We start from the raw sequence: 22,751 nt of genomic DNA on the forward strand, positions 1-22,751 counted from the left end.
CGTTTCGTTCCGGAGGCGGCCGGTTTCGCGGTGGCGGTGTCGAGCGAGAACCCGGACGGCCGCCAAGTACATGCGCGGGCTCGCCTGACCCACGAGACTTCCGCGGCGGAGCGTTCGTCGCTCGACGACCTTCAGGCCCGATGTGAAGACCACCAGGATCCGTCGAACTTCTACGCGGCTCTGGCCGATTCGGGCCTCCACTACGGCCCGGCATTCCGGCGCATCATCGGTCTCCGCCGCATCGACGGCGAAGCCCTGGCCACATTGTCGTGCGGCGAATTCGACGGAACACCAACGCATCCGGTGCTGCTCGACGCCGGACTGCACACCCTCTACGCCGCGATGGCGCCCGAATCCCGGGCCCACACGTGGGTTCCGGTGGCGATCGACCGCGTCATCGCGGCCGCCACCCTCCGTCGCACGCGATACGCGCACGTGCGGGTGTTCGAGCAGGGGGAGCGGGTGGTGGTCGCGCGGGTGCGACTGCTGGACGAGGAAGGTGGGCCGGTGTTGACGGCAGACGGGGTCCGCGTCATGCGGACGACAGAGCGTTCGGACCGGGGCACCACAGCTCGCGGCTCGTATCGAATGATCTGGCGGGCCGTCGATCCCGCGCCGACCGGGCCGGTATCCGGCCGCTGGCTGGTGGTTTCGGACGGGCCGCTCGGCTCGGACATCGCCTCCGAATTGCGTTCTCGCGGTGCGGAAGTAGCCGTGGCCCGACCTGGTCGTGGTCTGTCGTTCGAACCTAACGGTGAGCTGAGAGTCGACCTTGCTTCTCCGGCGGCCGTGCGGGCCCTGCTCGCCGCGGCGGGCGACGGACACACCCCGATCAGCGGAATCGTCTACGCGCCCGGCATCACCGGGTTCGGACCGGATGAAGCCACCGACGCCGTAGTGGGCGCACTGCACTTCACCCAGGCGGCGGTGGGGGCGGGTGTCGGGGCGTTGCGCGTACTGACGCGGAACGCGCAACCCGTCGAACCCGTCGAAAATGTGCTTCCCGACGGCGCGGCTCTGTGGGGATTCGCCCGCTCGGTGCAACTGGAGCACCCGGAAATCGGTTGCCATGTAATCGACTACGACGCGAACACTCCGATGTCACGGCTCGTGGACGAGGTGGCTTTCGGCGGTCCGGCGGTACAGTCCGACCTACCGGAAGGTGTGCCGAAGACCTGGTCCGAGGGTTCCGTTACCCCTTCCGCCTCACCGGGGGGCCTGCCTACTGCCGAGAGCGGGCATTCGTCGCTCGAGCCGCTGGCGAGCCTGTCGACTGCCGGGAGTGGCCATACGTCGGTCGGGCCACTGGAGAGCCTGCCGTCGATCGGGGCCGGCCATTCGGCTCCACCGTCTGCTCTGCGGGAGCGCACCCAACCCTTCGGACAGACGGCCCTCAGAGGTGAACGCCGGTACGTGCCCAGGCTCGCCCCCGAAACCGCGCTTGCCCCAATAGAACCCGCGCGATTCGCACCGCCCGCACCCGCTCCCGATCGGACGATCCTGATCACCGGCGGCACGGGTGGTATCGGCCTCACCCTCGCCGAATGGTTCGTGAACCGCGGCGCCCGCACCCTCGTCCTGCTATCCCGCGGTGCGTCCGACACCGACAACGCGACCATCGACCGCCTGCGCGAACGCGCCCGGGTCGAGGTCTGGTCCGCCGACACGGCCGATCGGGACGCCCTCGCCGCGGTGCTGGAACGGGTGTCACGCGAATTGGCCCCCTTGGACGGTGTCGTCCACTTGGCAGGCGTGCGTGACGACGGCATGCTCACCGGCTTGGACGCCGACCGCGTGCGGTCCGTTCTGACCCCGAAACTGCACGGCGCGCGGCACTTACACGATCTCACCGCGCACCTGCCGCTGCGATTCTTCGTCCTGTTCTCTTCCGCCGCCGGTGTGGTCGGCCTGCCAGGGCAGGCCGCGTACGGCGCCGCCAACGCCTACCTCGACGCACTCGCCGAGGCGCGGGCCGCGGCGGGGCTGCCCGCGCTCGCGCTCGCCTGGGGACCTTGGGCGGACACGGGTATGGTGCGGCAGCTGTCCGACACCGATGTCGCCCGGCTCGCCGCGCGCGGGTACGGTCTGCTGCTGGCGCGTGACGCGCTCGAAACACTCGGCGGTGCACTCGATTCCGCTGCTTCCGGCACCCTCACCGTTCTCCCGATCGATCCCGCCGCCGCGCGCACACCGGACCTGCCTGAGGTACTTCTGGACCTGCTCGGACCGGTGGACAACCCGGTGGGTGACGCACCCGATCCACTCCGCCTCCCGGCCTCCGATCCCGCCGGCGCGTCCACGGATCTGCGGTCGGAGTTGGAGGCACTGGTCCGCCGCTGCCTCGGGCTGGCCCCGGACGCCGACCTCGACCGCCCGCTGCACGAGCTCGGCCTGGATTCGGTGGCCGCCATGGAGATTCGCGACGACCTCTCCCGCGCCACCGGCCACCGCCTCCCCGCCACCCTGGCTTTCGAGTACCCGACTCCCCGCGCGGTAGCCGACCACCTCGCGGATCTCGGCACCCGTGCGGCTCCGGGATCGCACCGGAACAGCACGCCCGCCCCCGGCGCGAGCGTCAGGCCACCCCGGGCGGAATCCGACACGGTGAGCATCGGCGCGACACATCTGCGCTCGGACTCTGTCTCGTTCCACCGGCAGAGCGATCCTGTCGGTGAGATCCCCTCTGCCGCAGGGATGCACGCGACCCCGGACTTCGCGACGGCCGCGTCGGCGGCAGCGCTGTGGACTCCCGCCGTCGGCAGCGGCGACATCGCCATCGTCGGGGTGAGCGGCCGGTACCCCGGCGCGCCCGACCTGGACGCATACTGGCGGGTGCTCGCGGAGGCGCGGGACTGCGTCACCGAGATACCCACTGAGCGTTGGGATCACAGCCGGTACTTCCACCCCGGGCGGCACCACCCCCACACCGCCTACACCAAGTGGGGTGGATTCCTCGACGACGTCGACTGTTTCGATCCGCTCTTCTTCGCCATCTCGCCGCGCGAGGCGGAGGTGATGGACCCGCAGGAGCGCCTGTTCCTGCAAACGGCGTGGGCGGCGATGGAGGACGCGGGCTACCACCGCGGCGAGCTGGCTCGCGTGGGTCTGCGCCCGGAGGACGCGGGTGTGTTCGTCGGCGTGATGTGGGGCACCTACCAGATGTTCGGCGCGGAGGAGTCCCGGCTCGGCCGGGGCACGCTGCCCGCTTCGACGTTCTGGAGCATCCCGAATCGGGTCTCGCATGCCCTCGACCTGCAAGGGCCCAGTATGGCGGTCGACACGGCGTGCTCGTCGTCGCTGAGCGCGCTGCATCTGGCCTGCCAGAGCCTGCGCACCGGGGAGACGCGGCTGGCTGTCGTCGGCGGGGTGAACCTGTCGCTGCACCCGTACAAGTTCGTCGCGCTCAGCCAGGGGCAGTTCGCCTCCACCGACGGGCGCTGCCGCTCGTTCGGCGCGGACGGGGACGGTTATGTGGCGGGCGAGGGTGTCGGTGCACTGGTGCTGCGGCCGTTGGCCGATGCCGAAGCGGCCGGCGACACCATCCACGCTGTGATCAAGGGCACCGCCGTCAACCACGGCGGCCGGGTGAACGGCTTCACCGTGCCCAACCCCACGGTGCAGGCGGCGGTGATCCGGCGCGCGTTGCGTGCCGGCGGCGTGGATCCCGCGACGGTGTCCTACATCGAGGCGCACGGCACCGGCACCGCGCTCGGTGATCCCATCGAAATCGCGGGTCTGGCACAGGTATTCGGTGGTGCGCCGAGCACGATCCCGCTCGGATCGGTGAAGTCGAACATCGGGCACCTGGAGGCGGCGGCGGGCGTCGCGGCGCTCACCAAGGTGCTCTTGCAGTTGCGCCACGACACCATCGTGCCGTCGCTGCACAGCGTGCCGCCGAACCCGAACATCGATTTCGGCGGCACGCCGTTCGTGGTCCCCGACCGCGCACTGGCCTGGCCGGTCTCCGGTGGGCCGCGCCGCGCCACCGTCAGCTCGTTCGGCGCGGGCGGCGCGAACGCCAACGTCGTGCTCGAAGAGTATGTCGATCGCCGCCCCCGCACGGCGTGGCACGGGGATCAGATCGTGCCCGTGTCGGCGCGCGACACCGAACGTCTCGCCGCCTATGTGGCGGATCTGGAGCGATTCCTCGCCGACCGGCAACCCGATCTGGGCGATCTCGCCTTCACGATGCAGGTCGGGCGGGCGCCGGGCACGGCTCGGGCCGCGTTCGTCGCCGGTGATCTGGGCGAACTGCGCGCCGAGTTGCGCGCCTGGATCGAAAACCGCGACGGTGCACGAGATTCCGCCCGCGCGGCCGCCGATCCGACGGTAGCGCGATGGTTGCGTGGCGAGCGCGTCGATTGGGAAGCCGTGCGCGGCAGCGGTTCACGTCGGCGCATCTCGCTGCCGACCTATCCGTTCGCGCGGGAACGCTATTGGATCCCCGACGTGGTGGGCACCGAGCCCGCGGCCGAGGTGTTGTCCGCTCGCGCCGATGGCATGGAGAACGAATCGGTCCCGCGAGCGCACAACGGTACCTCTTCCGCTCAGTCGGCGCCCCACCGGCTACTTGTTCCACACTGGACTCGCGCCGACGCGACCCCCGGCGCGTTACCGGCCGCGACCGTGATCGTCTACGACGAGCACACCCCGGCCGCGATCGTGACGGCCCTGGCCGCGACCGCGAATCCGGCGCGGATGATCCGGGTGGGTACCCACGGCGTGGATCGCGCGGACTTCGCAGCGGGCGTCGAGCGTGGTCGCGCCGCCACCGCCGACGGACCCGACTACGTCATCGACCTGTGTGATCTCGTTCCCGCACAAGCTGTTCCGTCCGTCGACTTCGGTCGAATCGGCCTGTATCGCGGCCTGCTGGAAGCACGCACCGCACCTCTGGTCCTCGTGCACCTCTCCGCCGGCGACCCGTCCACCGCACCACTGGCAGGTCTGGTCGCCGGTCTGGCCGAGGAGTCACGCGACGTGCGCACCCGCACGGTCGAATTGACCGCCGACCCCGTGGCCACGCTCGACCCGGAGCGGTTGCGCGCCTTGCTCGGCGCCGAGTACGCGACCGACGACGGCGCGGTGCGGGTGCGGTACCGGCACGGTGTCCGCGAGGCCGCCGATCTGACGGAAATCACGGCTGGACGACCCGGTTTCGTCATCGATCCCGCACGCACGTACGTGATCACCGGTGGGACGAGAGGTCTCGGCGCCGAGTTCGCCGCCGAACTTGTCGAACGAGGCGCGCGGCGGCTGGCGATCCTGGCCCGCGACCCGCTGCCCCCGGAATCCGACTGGGCGCGGATCTCCACCGAGACGGGTCCGGTCGCCGAGAAGGTGCGCGCACTGCTGCGGCTGCGGGAACGCGGGGCGACGGTGCGCACGTACTTCGGCCCGCTCACCGACGCGACGGCATTGGCGGAGTTCTTCGCCGGTATTCGCGCCGAATTGGGACCGTTCGGCGGTGTGCTGCACTGCGCGGGCGCCGTCTCCACCGAGAGTCCGGCGTTCGTGCGCAAGACGGCGGCGGGCATCGACGCCGTGCTCGCGCCGAAACTGGCGGGCACCCGGGCGCTTGCCGAGACACTGGCGGCCGACCGCCCCGACTTCTTCGTGCTCTTCTCGTCGGTGTCGGCGGTCCTGCCGAGCTTGGCGGTCGGTCTCTCCGACTACGCGATGGCCAACGCCTGGCTGGATCGCTTCGCCGAGGCACAGCACCTGGCGGGCCGCCCGTGGTTCCGTTCGGTGAACTGGCCGTCGTTCCGCGACACCGGATTCGGCGCGGCCGAGACCACCGCCTACCGCGCGACGGGTCTGCCGACCCTCACCGCGGCCGAGGGCTTCGACCTGCTCGACACGCTGCTCGGCTCCGGAACCCTTCCGGTCGCGATGCCGTATACAGGTGCACCGCTGAACCTTCCGGTGCGCGCGCGGACCGCCCGCATCGCGCAGCCCGCCGTGTCCCGCTCGGAACACCGTGTCGCACCGACGGTATCGCGCGCTACACCATCCGGCGCGTACGCCGATCTGGTAGCCGTCTTCTCCGACGAGCTGAAATTGTCCCCGGAGCGCTTCGAGGGCGACCGCCGTTTCGAGGAGTACGGCGCCGATTCCGTCCTCATCGCCTCCGCGGTCCGCCGCATCGAAGAGCTCCTCGGCGAACCCTTCGACCCGGCGCTCGTCCTCGAATACCCCAGCCTGAACGACCTCGCCGCCCTGCTCACCGAGCGTTATCCAGCGCGCTACGGGACGAATTCGGTTCCGGCGGAAGGAGGCTCGAACGGACTTCGCGGCGGGCGTTCGACGGAGCACGGCAACGGTTCGCCAAGTGCGTCCGAGCCATCCACCCCGAATGTGACCGGGCGCCAGCGATTCCGGACCTTCGAGTCCGACGCCGGTCGTCGCGCCGCCGAGCCGATCGCCGTGGTCGGGATCGGCTGCCGATTGCCCGGTGGCGACGATCCGGAGTCGTTCTGGCGCATGCTCGCCGGTGGCGGATTCCCGGTGCGGGAGGTCGATCCGCTGCGCTGGGACCCCGCGCGGTTCTATCGCCCGAACGGCGGGGGAGCGGGCACCACCAACAGCAAGTGGGGCGGATTCGTCGACGGGATAGACCTTTTCGACCCCGGCTACTTCGGCATCACCGACGAGGCCGCGTGGCAGATGGACCCGCTGCAACGACTGCTGCTCGAATCCGCGGTACTCGCCACCCACGACGCGGGCTATCACCGCGACGAACTGGCCGGGCGGCGGATCGGGGTGTACGCGGGCAGTCGCACGGCCAACTACTTCGGCCGCATCCCCGTCGCCGACCGCCACACCATCGTCGGTATCGGGCAGAACTTCATCGCGGCCCGCATCTCCGACCACTTCGACTGGCACGCCGCCAATGTCGTGCTGGACAGTGCCTGCTCGTCCTCGCTGGTGGCGGTGCACCTGGCCTGCCAGGCGTTGCGCTCCGGGGAACTGGACGCGGCGCTGGCCGGCGGCGTGGAAGTACTGCTGGACGAGATGCCGTACGTGACACTGGCGGCCGCGGGCGTGCTGTCCCCGCACGGACGGTGCGCCACCTTCGACCAGACCGCCGACGGTTTCGTCCCGGGTGAGGGTGCGGCCCTGATGATGCTCAAACGCCTCGACGACGCCGTGGCCGACGGTGACCGCATCTACGCCGTGCTGCGCGGGTCGGCGGTCGGCAACGACGGGCACACCATGGGGATCACCACGCCGAACATGCGGGCCCAGATCGACGTGATCACCGCGGCGTTGGCGGCGGCGGGGCTCTCGCCGGACGATCTGTCCTACGTGGAGGCGCACGGCACCGGGACCATGATCGGAGACCCGATCGAACTGAAAGCCCTCGCCACGGTGCTCGGTGAGCGCCGCGACCTGCCCCCGTGCGCGGTCGGCAGTGTGAAAACCAATATCGGGCACCTGCTTTCGGCGGCCGGTATCGCGGGCGCGGTGAAAACCGTGCTCGCTGTGCATCACGCGGCACTGCCGCCCTCGCTGCACTGCCCGAATCTGAACCCGCGCTTCGCCTTCGCGGGGTCGCCGCTGCGGGTCACTCGAGAACTGAGCCCGTGGTCACCGGCCGATGGGCGTGCGCGCGTGGCGGGGGTCAGTTCCTTCGGTTTCGGCGGGACCAACGCGCATCTCATCGTCGCGCAGGCTCCGGCTCACCACGCGGTTCGCAATCCGCTGCCCGCGCCCGCCTTCCGCAAGCGGAGCTTCCTGCTGCCGCGCGCGGAGTCCGCCGGACCGGTGCCGGTCACATCGGGGTTCGGGTCCGTGGAACCGTTTGGTTCGGCGGACCCACGCGTGCCCCTCGGCGTGCCGGTGGATCGGCCGCGCGGGGAATCGGTGACGGCGCCACTGTCGTCGGAGGATGTTCCGGTGGAGGCACGGGGCCCGGTGGAATCGGCCACCGGGCAGCCGGCCGCCGAGCCGCCGACAGGTTCCCCCTCGGGATCGCTTGTCGCTCAGCGGGTGCCGCGTCCCGCGCCGCTCGAGAGCGCCGCGCCCGTCGCGGCGTCATTCCTACGCTTGGAGTCGCTGTCATGACCGGCCTCGCCCTCCCGGGCTTCGCGACTACCCTGTACGCCGACGATCCCGTGGTGCGCGACCACCGGGTGCACGGTGTGCGCATCCTGCCCGGCGTAGTTCATCTCGACCTGATCCTGCGCGCGGCGGCGGCGGCCGGATACTCCCCGGAGCGCGTGACGATCTCCGAGGCGCTGTTCCACCGTCCGGTCGGGCTGGCGCCGGGCGCCGCCGCCCGCTTGGAGTTCCACGTCGACACGGCGAGCGGGAGCGTGCGGATCACGTCGCGTCCGGTGGGCGCCGACGGCGGGGCGGCGCAGTTGGTGGCCGAATGCACGGTGTCCGTGGATGATTCGGGATTTTCGCCGGTTCCCTTCGACGGCACCGCGTTGGTACAGCCCCGCGATCTGGAGCAGATGTATGCCCAGAGCGGTGCGCGGGGCATCGAACATCGCGACTTCATGCGCGCCCGAGGGGAATTCACGCGGGACGGCGATCACGTCCGCGCCCGGCTGTGGCTCGGGCCGGAGGCGCGCGCCCACCTCGGCGCTTTCGTTCTGCACCCGACGTTCCTCGACGCGTCCACCATCGTGCCGTTCATCGATCCCGCGCGACTCGGCATCGATGACGACAGCGCCTTCATTCCCATCCATTTCCGTGACGTGCGCGTGCACGGGTCCACGCCCGAAGAAGTCCTCGTGCGGGCATCCGTGCGCGCGGCGGCGGGCGGCGGTGACCTACTGGAAGCCGATGTGCGCCTGGACGATCCCAGTGGCGCGCCCGTGGTGGAGTACCGGCTCACCTCGAAGCGAGTGCGCGGTGCCGCCGATATCCACCGCATCCTCGGGCTCGGGGCGGTGACCGGACTCGGCGACCGACCGCGAGTGCCGTCCGCTACGCCCTCGGGACCCGCGGTGGGTGGTGATCCACGGGCACTGATTACGGCGGACCTCCTCGCCGTGCTCGCGGCCGAGCTGGCGGTGGACCCGGCGACGATCGCCACCGATGTCGGCTTCTACGAACTCGGCTTGGACTCGGGTCGCCTGTTGCGGCTGACGGCGGCGCTCGAGGCGCGCGCGGGGGAACCGCTCTATCCGACACTGCTGTTCGAGTACCAGACCATCGAGGCGCTGGCCGGGTACCTGGCGGAGCAGGTGGGTGAGCGCTACCGATCGGGTGCCGTCTCGACCGTCGACCCCGCGCTGGATGATGCGGAGTCGCAACCAGTCTCGTCCGCCGGCTCGAACACGACTTCGGGCGTGCCCGACGGCAGCGCGGACGAGTTGATCGCCTTCGCCTACGAATGGCGGCGGGACCAACCGGTCTCGGAGGCACGCAAGCCCACGCGTCTGCTCGTGTTCGACACCGACGCCGCGGCCTATCCCGACCCTGCGGCGAACCTCGTACGCGTGCGCCCGGGAACCGACTACGCCGCGGAGCCGGACGGCTATGTGATCGATCCGGCTCGACCGGACCACCTGCGTGCGCTCCTGGACGACCTCACCGTCCGCCGGCTCTCTTTCGACGCGGCGGTCTATCTCTGGGGCGCCCACGCTCTCGGGGCGATCGCGTCCACCGGCCCCGATCTCGACACCGCCCATTCGATCGAGAACGTCTACTTGCCGTTGCGTGATCTCGTCCGCGCGGCCGCCCGCGACGGTGCACCTTTCCGTCTGCTGCTGGCCGTTACGCTGGAGGAACCGGCCGGATGGGCGTCCCACGCGCTGTTCTCGGGACTCGCGCGCACCCTGCGCTTGGAGCAGCCGCGCCCGACGCTGCGGTCCATCGTCTGCGCCGACCCGGCACAGATCCCGGCTATTGTCGCCACCGAACTCGAGGAAGCGGACTCGGACGTCGAGATCCGGTACGCGGATGGGTATCGGCACGTACGGGTACCCACAGAGATTTCGCCACAAGAGATTTCGCCCGCGGAGTCGCTCCCGCGCTTCGACGCCGGTGCGGTGGCTGTGATCAGCGGGGGATTCGGTGGCATCGGAAGAGAACTGGCACTCCGGCTGGCCCGCACCTACGGCGCGGGTTTGGTGTTGGTCTCGCGCAGGCCCCTCGACGCCCCCGCCGCTGCGCTGCTCGCCGATATCGCCGCGGCGGGTGGGGAAGCCGTCCATGTCCGCGCCGACGTGAGTGTCGCGGCCGACGCCGAACGGGTGGCCTCGATCGCCCGTGCGACCTTCGGCCGTGTCGACGCGATCTTCCACGCCGCGGGTGTCCTGCGCGATGGGTTGCTCGTGACCACGGACCGGGACGATGCCCGCGCCGTCCTCGCTCCGAAGCTCTCCGGTGCTGTTCATCTGACGCGAGCCATCCCGGAATCTCCGCTGCTGGTGTTGTTTTCGTCGGTATCCGCCGTGCTCGGAAACCCGGGTCAGGCCGACTACGCGGCCGCCAACCGGTTCTTGGATGCGTTCGCCGAGACGTTCACGGGAGCGGGGCGCCGGGTCGTGTCCCTCGGCTGGCCGGTGTGGGACGGCGCGGGAATGCGCCCTCCCGCCGCACAGATCGATGCGTTGCGCGCCAACGGAATCGGGTTGCTCCCTGTCGAAACGGGAGTGCGTGCGCTGCTCGCCGCGATCGCATCGAACCGCCCGCACCTCGCGTTCGCTTGGGGCGATCCGGACTCGTTGCGGCACAGGCTGTTTCCCGCCGTGCACCATCCCGACCCTGGGGAGATGGCCAACGACGCGCCGCGTGACCAGGACCTCGCGTCGAGTCCGCATGCGGATGACGATGTGCCGCAGCGAGGTTACGTCGTGTCGCACTCCGGGGAGCGAGGCCGGGCTTCGTCGCTCGGCGATCGACAGGGGAATTCGGGTACAGCAGGCGTTCCCGATGACGACACATCCCTCGCCATCGTCGGTTTCAGCGGGCGCTTCCCGGGAGCCGAGAACGCCGAGGAGTTCTGGGTCAACCTGCGCGACGGTGTCGACGCGGTCGGGGAGATGCCCGCTTCGCACCCGTGGCCGGCCGCCGAGCCACGCCCCGTAGGTGGATTCCTGCGTGACGTAGCCGGATTCGACCCCCGGTTCTTCCGTATCCCACCCGCGCACGCGCCGCTGCTGGACCCGCAGGAGCGACTGTTCCTGCGCGAGGCGTACGCGGCGCTGGAGCACGCCGGCTATCACCCAGGCCACCCGCACATCCGGGACAGCCGAGTCGGGGTGTTCGCCGGAGTCACCTGGAGCGACTACCGGTTGCTGGGCGTGGATTCGACGCGCGCGGGTGCGCCGGCGACCGTGGCGTCGATTCCGTCGTCGATCGCCAACCGCGTCTCCTACACGCTCGGTCTGCGCGGGCCGAGCCTGGCCGTGGACACCGCGTGCTCGGCGTCGCTGACCGCCCTGCACCTGGCCCGGCGGGCGATCCTGGCGGGCGACTGCGACACGGCACTGGTGGGCGGGGTGAACCTGCTGCTGCACCCCGACAAGTTCGCGCTGCTGGGCGATCTGGGCATGCTGTCGTCCGGTGGGCGGTGCCGGCCGTTCGGCGCGGGCGCGGACGGGTACGTCCCCGGTGAAGGGGTCGGCGCGGTCCTGATCAAACCGCTGTCGGCCGCGCTCGCCGACGGCGACACCGTGCACGCCGTGATCCTCGGCAGCGCGGTGAATCACGGCGGCCGCACCGCGGGCTACAGCGTGCCGCACCCGGGAGCCCAGGCCGAGGTCATCGGCGCGGCGCTGCGCGAAGCGGGCCTCGAGGCCGCAGACATCGACTATCTGGAGGCGCACGGCACCGGAACCGAATTGGGCGATCCGATCGAAATCGCCGGACTCGCCACGGTTTTCGGCCGGGGCGTCGGGACGAACCGGCTCATGGGATCGACCAAGTCCGCCATAGGGCACTTGGAGGCTGCTGCCGGGATCGCGGGCTTGGTGCGCATCCTGATGCAGTTGAAGTACGAGCGCATCGCGCCGACACTGTATGCGGCACAGTTGAATCCGTCGATCGATGCCGATGCGCTGCCCTTCCGGCTCCCCGATCGCGCCGAGCCGTGGCCGTCGCGCCGGACCGCACCGGACACCGGGCGACCGCTGCCGCGCCGGGCCGGGATCAGCGCATTCGGTGCGGGCGGCGCGAACGCGCACGTCGTGCTGTCGGAGTATCTGCCGGACCGGGCCGGTCTTTCCCGCACACCCGAAACTGTCAGCGCCCCGGAGATCTTCGTGCTCTCCGCGCACAGTGAAGAGCGCTTGCGCCGATACGCCGAGCGGATGGTGCCGTACTTGCGAGATCTGGATCAGGCCGACTTCGGCGATTCCCTCCGCACGCTGCGACAGGGCAGGCCCGCGCTGCCGGTCCGTCTCGCGATGGTCGCGCGGACGCCGAGTGAGATCGCGGACGAGCTGGCGGGATTCGTCGCCGGGCACGAGAACGCCGTGGTGACCGGCACCGCGTCCACGGACGCCGGTGTGTACGCGGCGACGGCGCCGGCCGAGGAGGTCGCCCGGCGGTGGGTGCGCGGTGCGGAGGTGGACTGGTCCGCACTCGGCCGCCCCGTGCGTCGTCGTCCGCTCCCCGGCTATCCGTTCGAGGAGACGCGGTACTGGATCACCGCGCTCGACGACCGACAGGACCTGCTCCGGCGCTTCGGGGACCGTGCTCGGCGCCAGATCGCCGTCGAGGCAGGGGAACTCGAACTCGCCCGATACGCGGCACTGAGGTTGTTCGGCACCCTGGCGCGTATTGGTCTCGGCCCGGGCGCACACCCACTGCCGGGCCTGCTGGATACGCTGTCCATCGAGCGGAAGTTCTCCCGCCTGTTCGACAGGTGCGTGCGCGTGCTCGTAGATCACGGGCTCGCGGATCGTGCGGGTGACACCCTGGTGGTGGCCGGGCCGCCGCCCGGAACGGAGTGGATGCGGGCCGATCTGCTCGCGCGGTTCCCGGCCACGGAGCCTTACGCCCGCCTGCTCGACACCTGCCTCGACGCGTATCCACGTGTCCTGCGCGGGGAGCTCACGGCCACCGAAGTGTTGTTCCCCGGCGGGGAGTTCGAGCTCGTTTCGGCGATCTACCGAGGCAATCCCGCCTACGACTTCGCCAACGACCTCGTCGCGGATCTGGTGACCCGGGTGGTGCTCGATCGACGCGTCGACGCACCGCTGCGCGTGCTCGAGATCGGCGCGGGAACAGGTGGGACCACGCGCGCGGTGCTGGACGCGTTGACGGCGGCGGGCACGCCGTTCGAATATCGGTACACGGATGTGTCGGCCGGTCCGGTGGCGCACGGCCGTCGCGTCTTCGGCGGTGACGACCGCATCCGGTTCGACGTGCTGGACATCGAACGTGACCCCGCCGCACAGGGATTCGCCGCCGGCTCCGCCGATCTGGTGGTGTGTGCGAATGTCCTGCACGCAGCCCGCGACATCGCAACAGCCTTGCGCCACACGGGTTTCCTGCTTGCTCCCGGCGGGCTGCTCGCCTGCACCGAGGCCGTGGCCGACCGGGAAGCGTTGGCCCTGACCTTCGGCCTGCTGGACGGCTGGCACGCCTGCACCGACCCGCACCTGCGCCTGCCCGACTCGCCGCTGCTGTCCGAGAGCGGTTGGCGCTCGGCCCTGTCGGCGGCCGGGTTCACCGACTCGCACGCCTACGGGCCGGGCCTGACCACCGACCCGAACCTCGGCTTCCGTCTCTTCGCGGCCCTGGCGCCCGAAAGGGAAGCGGCGGGCGCGCGGGAGGCGTCGCCGGCGACGGTCGTCGGCGAAAACAGCGGAGGTGTTGTGGGATTCGCGAGCGCGTCCGCGGTGACAACCGTGGCCGACGTCGATCGCGAGGGGCTGGGGCGCGGATTCGCCGGTCAGCCAGAGTCGGTGCCCGGTGCCGTTGCCGGCAGCCTCGAACGCGAGATCGTCGCCGTCGTGGCCGCCGCGATGGATGTGCGCGTCACCGAGATTCGACCGGATCTCCCGTTCTCCGAGTACGGCGTCGACTCCATTCTCGCCGTGAAGATCATCGAAACCCTCAACGCCCGTTACGGTTCCGCGCTTCGGCCCACAGTGGTGTTCGACCATCCCTCGGTCCGCGAGCTGACCGGGCGGATGTTTGCCGACGGTGCTCGTCCACTCGGTGCGACCGTGATTGAATCCGGCGCACGCCCAACAGTTTCGAGTTCAACTATTGTTGCCGGGCCACGGGACGGTTCGCGTGTCGCGGAACCGAGTGCCGAGTCGCCGGCCGATCGCACTGTGGCGCGCGTTGCCGCGGATGCCGGTCTACCCGCCGGCCCGGCGCGCGTGTTCGCACGGCACTTTGATGCCGAAACGGGTCCGGAGGCTCCTCTGGGCCGCAGAGCCGATACGCGCGCATGTGTGGAGGGGAGCGTCCATCGTGAGCACGCGTACGGGAGGGAGCCGGGGCTCGAATCAGCGGCGGAATCCGCTGGAGGTTCCGACGGCCGGCCAGGTGCGCAGGCCGATTCTCCAACCACCACCGACCGGCGCGAGCATGTGGACGCGAACACGAATGCCGAGCCCGCGCACGGTGTCGCCGACTCCCGCACCGACATCGCGATCATCGGGATGTCCGGGCGATTCCCCGGCGCCGCGGATCTCGAGGAGTTCTGGCACAACCTCGAATCGGGTGTGGATTCGGTGATAGAGGTGCCTCGGTCGCGGTGGTCGCTGGGCGAGCACTATCGGCCGGGGGCGCCGGCGCCGGGCAAGACCTACTCCCGGTGGGGCGGATTCCTGGACGACGTCGATCGTTTCGATCCCGGCTTCTTCGATATCGTGCCCGCCGAAGCGGACCACATGGATCCGCAGCAGCGGCTGTTCCTGGAGCACAGCTGGTTGGCGCTGGAGGACGCCGCGATAGATCCGACGTCGTTGCGACGCAAGCGATGCGGCGTGTTCGCCGGATCGCCCGGATCGGATTACGCGACGCTGTTGCGGGATCAGGTCGGCGTCGGCTCGCACCACGCGTTCACGGGGAACAGCCCGGCTATCCTGCCCGCGCGCGTCGCGTACCATCTCGACCTCACCGGGCCGTGTTTCGGCCTCGACACCGCGTGCTCATCGGCCCTGGTCGCCGTGCACCAGGCGTGCCGCAGCATCGCGTCGGGGGAATCGGAGCTCGCGCTGGCGGGCGGGGTCGCGGTGTTCGTGACGCCGGAATACCACCTGCTGGCGTCTTCTATGGGCATGCTGTCGCGCCAGGGGAGGTGCGCGACCTTCGACGCCGACGCCGACGGGTTCGTCATCGCCGAGGGCGTCGGCGCGGTGGTCCTGAAATCGCTGGCGGCGGCGCGACGCGACGGTGACCGGATACACGGGGTGATTCGCGGAATCGGTGTGAACCACGACGGCCGCACCAATGGCATCACCGCACCGAGCGTGCGATCCCAGACCGAGCTGCACCGAGAGGTGTACCGCCGCAACGGCATCGATCCCTCCTCGATCGGCTACATCGAGGCGCACGGCACCGGCACCCGGCTCGGGGACCCGATCGAGGTGGAAGCGCTGACCGCCGCGTTCGCCGGGCACACCGGCCCCGCGATCCCGATCGGCTCGGTGAAGTCGAACATCGGTCACGCCTCGCACGCCGCGGGCATGGCGAGCCTGTTCAAAGTGCTGCTCGGCCTGCGCGCCGGACTCATCCCGCCCACACTGCACGTACAGACCGTGAATCCGCTTCTGGGACTGGATAATTCGCCGTTCATAGTGAACACCGCACTGCGGCCCTGGCCCGAGGGGCTGCGGACCGCGGCCATCAGCTCCTTCGGATTCAGCGGTACGAACGCCCATCTCGTGGTGTCGGCACCACCCGCCGACGCACCCACCGAGCCCGGCCCGCCGGGACCGCACACCGTGGTGCTGTCGGCGCGCAGCCCGGAGAGCCTGCGCCGGGCGGCGGCGGCACTGCACGCGCACCTGGACCGCAATCCCGAAGAGCGACTGGGCGATGTCGCCCACACCTTGGCGGTGGGCCGGGCCCGCTTCGAGTTCCGGCTCGCGGTGGTGGCCGACTCGCGCGCCACCCTGCTGTCGCGGCTCGCCGCCGCGGCGGTGGGTGCCGAACCTGCCGGAGTCTTCGTCGGTGAGGTGGACGAGGCGCGGCAATCGGGTGCCCCGGAACTCCACACCGACCCGGAAGCCGCAGCCCGCCAGTGGGTCACCGGAGCGGACGTGCGTCTTGCAGCCTGGTCCGATCCCCGCGTGCGTCGAATTCACCTGCCCGGCTACCGATTCGACAGGCAACGGTGCTGGGCCCCGGACGCGGTCGCACCGCCGACGGCACAGGCGGCTCACGAAGGTGGAGCGCCCACCGGTCGCGCCGGCATTCCTGAACAGCGTGGCGCGCAGGAGTCCCCGGCGGCCCCCAGTGCGGTGAATGGGCAGCTCGCCGAAACTCGGATGCGGGATGCCCGCGCGGAAGGCGTAGTGGCCCCTGAACCACACGGACAGACGCGGGGCTATCGCGCCGCCCGTGCGACCGCAGAGCCGGGATCCCCGAGCGGGAGTCCTGGAGAACTCGGGACGCAGGACTTCTCGGCGGCGGGTGGAGCACCCGCTGAACCCACGACACTCGATGCCCAACCCAACCCGGAACAGGTGCAGCCCTCCGGCGCGGAATCCCTGCGGGCGGTCGCCGAGACCTATCTGAAGTCGTTGCTCGCCGCGCACTGCCGCTTGGAGCCCGCGCGGATCCGCACCCGGATCCCGCTGTCGGACTTCGGCATCGACTCCGTGCTCATCAGCGCCATGACCGACCGCATGCAGGACCATTTCGGCCCGCTGCCGAGCACGCTGTTCTTCGACTACCGGACGGTGCGCGATCTGGCGGGCTACCTGGCCGAGGAATACCCGGACCGAGTCCGCGCGACCCGGGCGATGAGTGTGGCGCCGGACGCGGCTGTTGTCGCGCTCCAACCGGACAGTGAGTTGGAGGCGTCGGCGGGTGCTTCGCAGGCGCCTGGCGTGATGGGGAACTCGACCGGCGCAGCCGCTGCGGCAACCGTGCCGAACGCGGTCTCGCCGGGAGCAGGTGTGGTCGACGCCGGATCTCTCGGTGCGCCGGGCATCGCGAGCGCATCCCTGTCGGCGACCACACCGGGACGGGGTACGGTCGTCAGCGCCGAACTGGACGCCGCTGCCGACACTGTCGCCGGGCGGTCGAATGATTCCGCGGGCGTGGTGCGGGTGTACTCGGCACAGGACACGGACGTGATGGGGGAGGTGTCGCCCGCCCGCACCGACCGAGTCCACCCCGACGCCGACGCGATCGCGGTGATCGGGATGGCGGGGAAGTTCCCACAGGCCGGTGATATCGAGGAGTTCTGGGCGAATCTGGTGGCCGGGCGCGATTGCATCGTGGAGGTGCCGCCGGAGCGGTGGGACCACCGGGAGTTCCTGTCCGAGGATCCCGACGAGCCGGGCACCACTTATGCGCGGTGGGGCGGATTCCTCGACGACGTCGACAAGTTCGACGCGAAGTTCTTCGGCATCACGCCGAGGGACGCCGAGGAGATGGATCCCCAGCAGCGCCTGTTCCTCGAAACATCCTGGGCCGCACTGGAAGACGCCGGCTACCCGCCGGAGCGGCTGCGCGCGAGCGCGCGGGCTCGCGGACTGGCCGACGCCGGGGTGTTCGCCGGGGTCGGCTACGCCGAGTACCAGGCGTTCGTGGGCGTGCCGATCTCCGGCTATTTCGCGGTGGCCAACCGCGTCTCGTATCACTTGGGATTCACGGGGCCGAGCCTCGCGGTCGACACCGCGTGCTCGGCGTCGCTGACCGCACTGCACCTGGCCTGCGAGAGCCTGCGGCGCGGCGAATCGGCCTACGCGCTGGCGGGCGGGGTGAACGTGTCGATCCATCCGGGCAAATACCTGCTGCTCGGCTACGGTAGATGGGCGTCCACCGACGGCCGGTGCCGCACCTTCGGTGCCGGCGGCGACGGGTATGTCCCCGGCGAGGGCGTGGTGACGCTGGTCCTGAAGCCGCTGCGGCACGCGCGGGCCGACGGCGACCGCATCTACGGGGTGATCCGCGGCAGCGCGATCAACCACGGCGGCCACACCAACGGGTTCACGGTGCCGAATCCGGCCGCCCAGGCGACCGTGATCGGCCGCGCGCTCGACCAGGCCGGCATCGACCCGCGCGACATCGGCTACGTCGAGGCGCACGGCACCGGCACTGCGTTGGGCGATCCGATCGAGATCGCCGCCCTCACCCGCGCTTTCGGTCTGTCGGGTGCCGGCGGCGCGCGCTGCGGGATCGGATCGGCGAAATCGTCGGTGGGACATCTGGAAGCGGCGGCGGGCGCGGCCGGCGTGGTGAAGGCCCTGCTGCAACTGCGCGCCGACACGATGGCGCCGAACCTGCACGGCGACCCGCCGAACCCGGCCATCGACTTCGCGTCGACGCCGTTCCGCGTTGTGCGCGAGCCCACGCCGTGGCTGCGCCCGGCCGACGGGAGCCCGCGGATCACCGCCGTCAGCTCGTTCGGTGCGGGGGGATCGAACGCCCACGTGGTCCTGACCGACGCACCCGAGCCGCGCGAATCATCCTCTGTTCCCGAGGAATCCGCGCACATCGTCGTGCTGTCCGCGCGGGACGCGACCCGTCTGCGCGAGGCGATCGTGCGTCTGTCGACCCGGTTGCGGGAGCACCCGCTCCCGCTGGCGGATGTCGCGTGGACCCTCGCGGTGGGGCGCGAAGCGTTCACCCATCGCCTAGCCGTCGTCGCGGCCGACACCGCCGAACTCGTCCGGTTGCTCGAGGACGCCGCCGCCGACCAAGCCGCGGCGGGTCTGGCGGTGTTCCGCGGCGTGGCGCGCACGCACCGCGATGTGGACGAACTGCCCGGCGAATCCGAGGCCGACCGTGCGCATGTGCGCGCGCTGCTGCGCTCGGGCAATCTGCCGGGCGTCGCCGAACTGTGGGCGTCGGGCTGGACCGTGCCCTGGGAAGAGTTGTCCGAGCGGCCCTTCGGGCGCATTGTCGGTCTGCCCACGTATCCCTTCGCCCGCACCCGGCACTGGATCGTGCCGGAGGATTACCGCCGGCCCGCGCGACCCGAGGCATCGAGGCCGCTGTCCACCAGCATCATTCACTCTCGCGCGGTGCCCAGCGCCGAGACGCGAGCGGTCCCGGTGAGCACCACGAACGGACATGCCTCGGCGCCTGCGAACGGTGTGAATCCGGCGCCGTCTTCGAATGAGGTTGCCAGGCAGTCGCATTCCACGCCCGGATCAGGCACGGCGGCGCCCGACACCAGCGACCTCCGCGTCCGCCTGCGCGAGGAGATCCGCGAAATCTTCGCCGACATCACGAAATCCGAGATCACCGACCTCGACGTGGACGCCGAGTTCCTCGACTTCGGATTCGACTCCGTGGCGACCGTGCGCATGGTGAACCGGCTGATGAAGTCGCACGGCGTGAAGATCCCCGCGGAGGCGACCGACGCGTATCCGACGATCCGGTCGCTCGCCGACCACCTGGTGGACGAGGGCATCATCGTGGGCGATACGGCGGCGGCACCCGCGCCGTCGGCAGCGAGCGAGACCACCGCACCAGTCGAGCCGGTCGAAACGCTCACGCTCGACGCCCCGGTCCCGGTGGAGTCCGTCTTCGTCACCGGCGTCACGGGCGTGCTCGGCGGAAAGTTGCTGCACGACTTGCTGGCCACCAGCACCGTCCGGATCACCTGCCTGGTGCGCGGCACCTCGGTCGACACCGCCACCGGCCGCATCAAACACTTCCTGAGCACCTACGACCCCGGCGGCACGCTGGACGAGGCCTTCGCGCGGCGGGTGACCGCCGTGTTGGGCGATGTGTCCGAGGACCGCTTCGGCCTGGACGAGAACACCTGGCGGCATCTCGCCGAGAGCACCGATCTGACCATCCACGCCGCCGGACGCACCACGCTGGTCACCTTTTACGACGCCCTCGCGCCGATCAACGTCGAAGGGACCAGGCGCGCGGTCGATTTCGCGCTCGGCAGCCGGGGCAAGTACCTGGTCTACGTCTCCAGTTTCAGCGCCCTCGGCGACCGGCTGAACTTCAACAATCCGCCGTTCACCGAACGGGATCTGGAGCTGGGCCAGGGCTACGACCACCTGCCCTACCAGCGGACGAAGTACGAGTCGGAGAAACTCATCCGCGCCGCGAGCGCGCGCGGACTGCTCTGGGACATCGTGCGGCCGGGAAACATCATGGGCGACAGCGTGACCGGGCGCTACCCCTTCTCCGAGGTCAGCGTGAAGGGCGCCTACTACGACATCCTCAAGACGATGATCGAGACCGGGCGCACCATGCTCACACCGGTGCACTGGGACATCACCCCGGTCGACTACGTCACCGCCGCCATGGTGCACATCGCGTTGCGGCGCCCCACCTATCGGGAGACCTACCACCTCACCAACCCCGACATCCGTCGCTACTACGACGTGGTGCAGTACGTGCGCGACGCCGGCTACGACGTGGAACTCGTTGCGCTGGAACAGTTCCACCGCGAGGCCACCGAGCGCCGCATCCGCAGGCGCGGGACCGAGGAGACCTACGACAGCCAGACGTTGGAGATGTTCAAGTACGGCATCGAGCTGTTCGGCACCATCCACTACGAGGAGAGTTCCTACGCGGATTCGACGTACACGCGGCGCGTACTCGGGGCGGCGGGGATCACGTGTCCGCCCGTTGCCGATCTGGTGCGCGTGTACCTCGCGCACTGCGCCGAGGTCGGATACCTGCCCGCACCCGTGGAGGTGGCGCGATGACGGTGGTGGTGTTCCCCGGGCAGGGTGCGCAGCGCACGGGCATGGGCGTCGATTTCTACGCCGAGTTCCCCGCGACGCGAGCGGTGTTCGCGGAGGCGAGTGATGCGGTGGGCGAAGACCTCTACGCGATCTGCGCCGAGCGGGATCCGCGCCTGCACCGCACCGAGTACACCCAGCCGTGCGTCCTGACCATGCAGATCGCCGCGTATCGGGTCGCTGTCGCCGAAACCGGTCTGCGCCCAGCAGCTTTCGGTGGACACAGCCTGGGTGAGTACACCGCGCTGGTCGCGGCGGGCGTGCTCGACCTCGCGGACGCGGTTCGGTTGGTCCGCACCCGGGGCAGGCTCATGCAGCGGGCCGTGCCGGAGGGAGAGGGCGCGATGGCCGCGCTGATTCTCCCCGGTATCGCGGCCACGGACGCGGCGGAGCTGGTCACTGCGGCGGGCGCCGAGATCGCCAACGACAACTCACCCGACCAGGTCGTGATCAGCGGCACCGCCGAGTCCGTCACCGCCGCCCGCGGCCTGCTCGCCGAACGGCTGCCCGCGCTGCGGTTCGTTCCGCTGCGGGTGAGCGCGCCGTTCCACTCCCGTCTCATGAGCGCCATCGAGCCGGAATTCGCCGCCCATCTGGCGGACTGCGTCCCACGGTTGCGTCCGGACCGGGCAACCGTGGTCACCTCCAACTACACCGGGCAGTTCCATCGCCCGGAGACCCTGGTGGACCACTTGGTGCGCCAGATCAGCGCTCCGGTCCGCTGGACGGACAACATGCGCGTGCTCACCGCCACCGGTGGCGAGATCTGCGAGATCGGCCCCTCCAGCCCGTTGTCAAAGTTCTTCGGTGCGATCGGAACTCCGGTCACAGCGATTTCGAAAGTGACTGACCTGAGCACACTTCCGCGTGGTGTGGCAGGCGGCGGACTCGGTGTGCAGGGGATGGCCGCTCCTGTCGGGGAGCCCTGGCAGCTGGGGGCAGCGGCGAAGTTCCCACCAGGTCCTGGCTCTCCGGTGGCGGACCGGGGCGTGGTACCGCAGCCCATGTCCGTCGCCGGTTCCCTCGATGCTCGCTCCGCACTTCCGGGCGCTGCGCCCGGCGGCCCGGCATCGCGGTCAGCGACACGCGGACCTTGTGCATCTTCGGCGACAGTCGAGTCGTTCCCGACATCCGAGGCGTTCGAGCCCGCCGCGAACGGGCGCGCGATACCCGGTGGCCAGGAGGGCAACCGCGACGGTCTGCGCCTGCACCGGAAACCCCTGGGAACTCCGGAGGTCCGCCTCGTCTGCTGGCCTTTCGCCGGCGGCAGAGCGGCCGCGTACGCGCCGTGGCGGGATCTGCTGCCCGACTGGGCCGAACTGATCATCGTCGAATTGCCCGCCCGCAGAAGGACGGGCGACGGCGCGCCGATCCGCCGCTTCGCCGATCTGGTGGCCGCCGGGCTGAGCGCGACCGGCGACCTGTTCGACCTCCCCTGCGCGTTCTTCGGGCACAGCCTGGGCGCGCTCACCGCCTACGAGGTCGCGCGCCGGACGCCCCCGCACGCCCTGTTCCTGTCGGGTTCGGCCGCACCACATCTCCCGCGTCCGGGCCGCTTGTCCACGCTCGCCGACGACGAATTCCTCTCGGCCATCGCGCATTACGACGGAATCCCCGCGGAGGTGCGCGACAGCCCCGAAGTGATGTCGCTGTTCCTGCCCGCCCTGCGTACCGATTTCGAGATCTACGACGACTACCGATTCATGCCGCTACCGCCGCCGCACTGTCCCGCTCACCTCTTCGGCGGCACGGACGACCCCACCGTCACCCGCACCCAACTCGACGCCTGGCGCGATGTGCTGCCCGGCGCGCGGTCCAGCCGGCTGCTGCCCGGCGGCCACTTCTACCTGACCGACCAGCGCGCGCGGCTCGCCGCCGTCGTCACCGACGCCCTCACCGCACTACGCACCGCACGAACACCCGCCTGACGAAGGGATG

The 22,751-nt window shown here is 70.4% G+C and carries 3 protein-coding genes (1 of these 3 only partly in view); all 3 read left to right on the forward strand.

Annotation, left to right across the window (positions count from 1 at the left end; translation table 11 throughout):
- Tightly spaced (each overlapping or abutting the next), the 3 genes in view from OHB21_RS24015 to OHB21_RS24025 form a layout consistent with a single transcriptional unit that may run on beyond the window.
- Window positions 1-8,067, forward strand: the 3' end of a protein-coding gene (locus OHB21_RS24015; RefSeq protein WP_195126532.1) for a type I polyketide synthase. Its footprint begins 14,826 nt before the window's first position; 8,067 of the gene's 22,893 nt are visible here — the last part of the coding sequence; the start codon falls outside the window, past its left edge; its stop codon occupies window positions 8,065-8,067.
- Window positions 8,064-20,777: an SDR family NAD(P)-dependent oxidoreductase gene (locus OHB21_RS24020; RefSeq protein WP_195126260.1), complete on the forward strand. Its 12,714-nt coding sequence runs from the start codon at window positions 8,064-8,066 to the stop codon at window positions 20,775-20,777. The genes OHB21_RS24015 and OHB21_RS24020 overlap by 4 nt, the downstream gene beginning before the upstream one ends.
- Window positions 20,774-22,741, forward strand: a complete 1,968-nt coding sequence (locus OHB21_RS24025; RefSeq protein ID WP_195126259.1) for an acyltransferase domain-containing protein — start codon at window positions 20,774-20,776, stop codon at window positions 22,739-22,741. Before OHB21_RS24020 ends, OHB21_RS24025 begins: the two co-directional genes overlap by 4 nt.
- Window positions 22,742-22,751: the final 10 nt, after the last annotated feature.

Origin of the sequence: Nocardia puris (assembly GCF_036051655.1) — a bacterium.
Lineage (GTDB): Bacteria > Actinomycetota > Actinomycetes > Mycobacteriales > Mycobacteriaceae > Nocardia > Nocardia puris.

What these genes read in the sequence shown, in the direction of transcription:
- OHB21_RS24020 (WP_195126260.1), top strand. Translation starts at nt 8,064, where the DNA reads ATGACCGGCCTCGCCCTCCCGGGCTTCGCGACTACCCTGTACGCCGAC.
- OHB21_RS24025 (WP_195126259.1), top strand. Translation starts at nt 20,774, where the DNA reads ATGACGGTGGTGGTGTTCCCCGGGCAGGGTGCGCAGCGCACGGGCATG.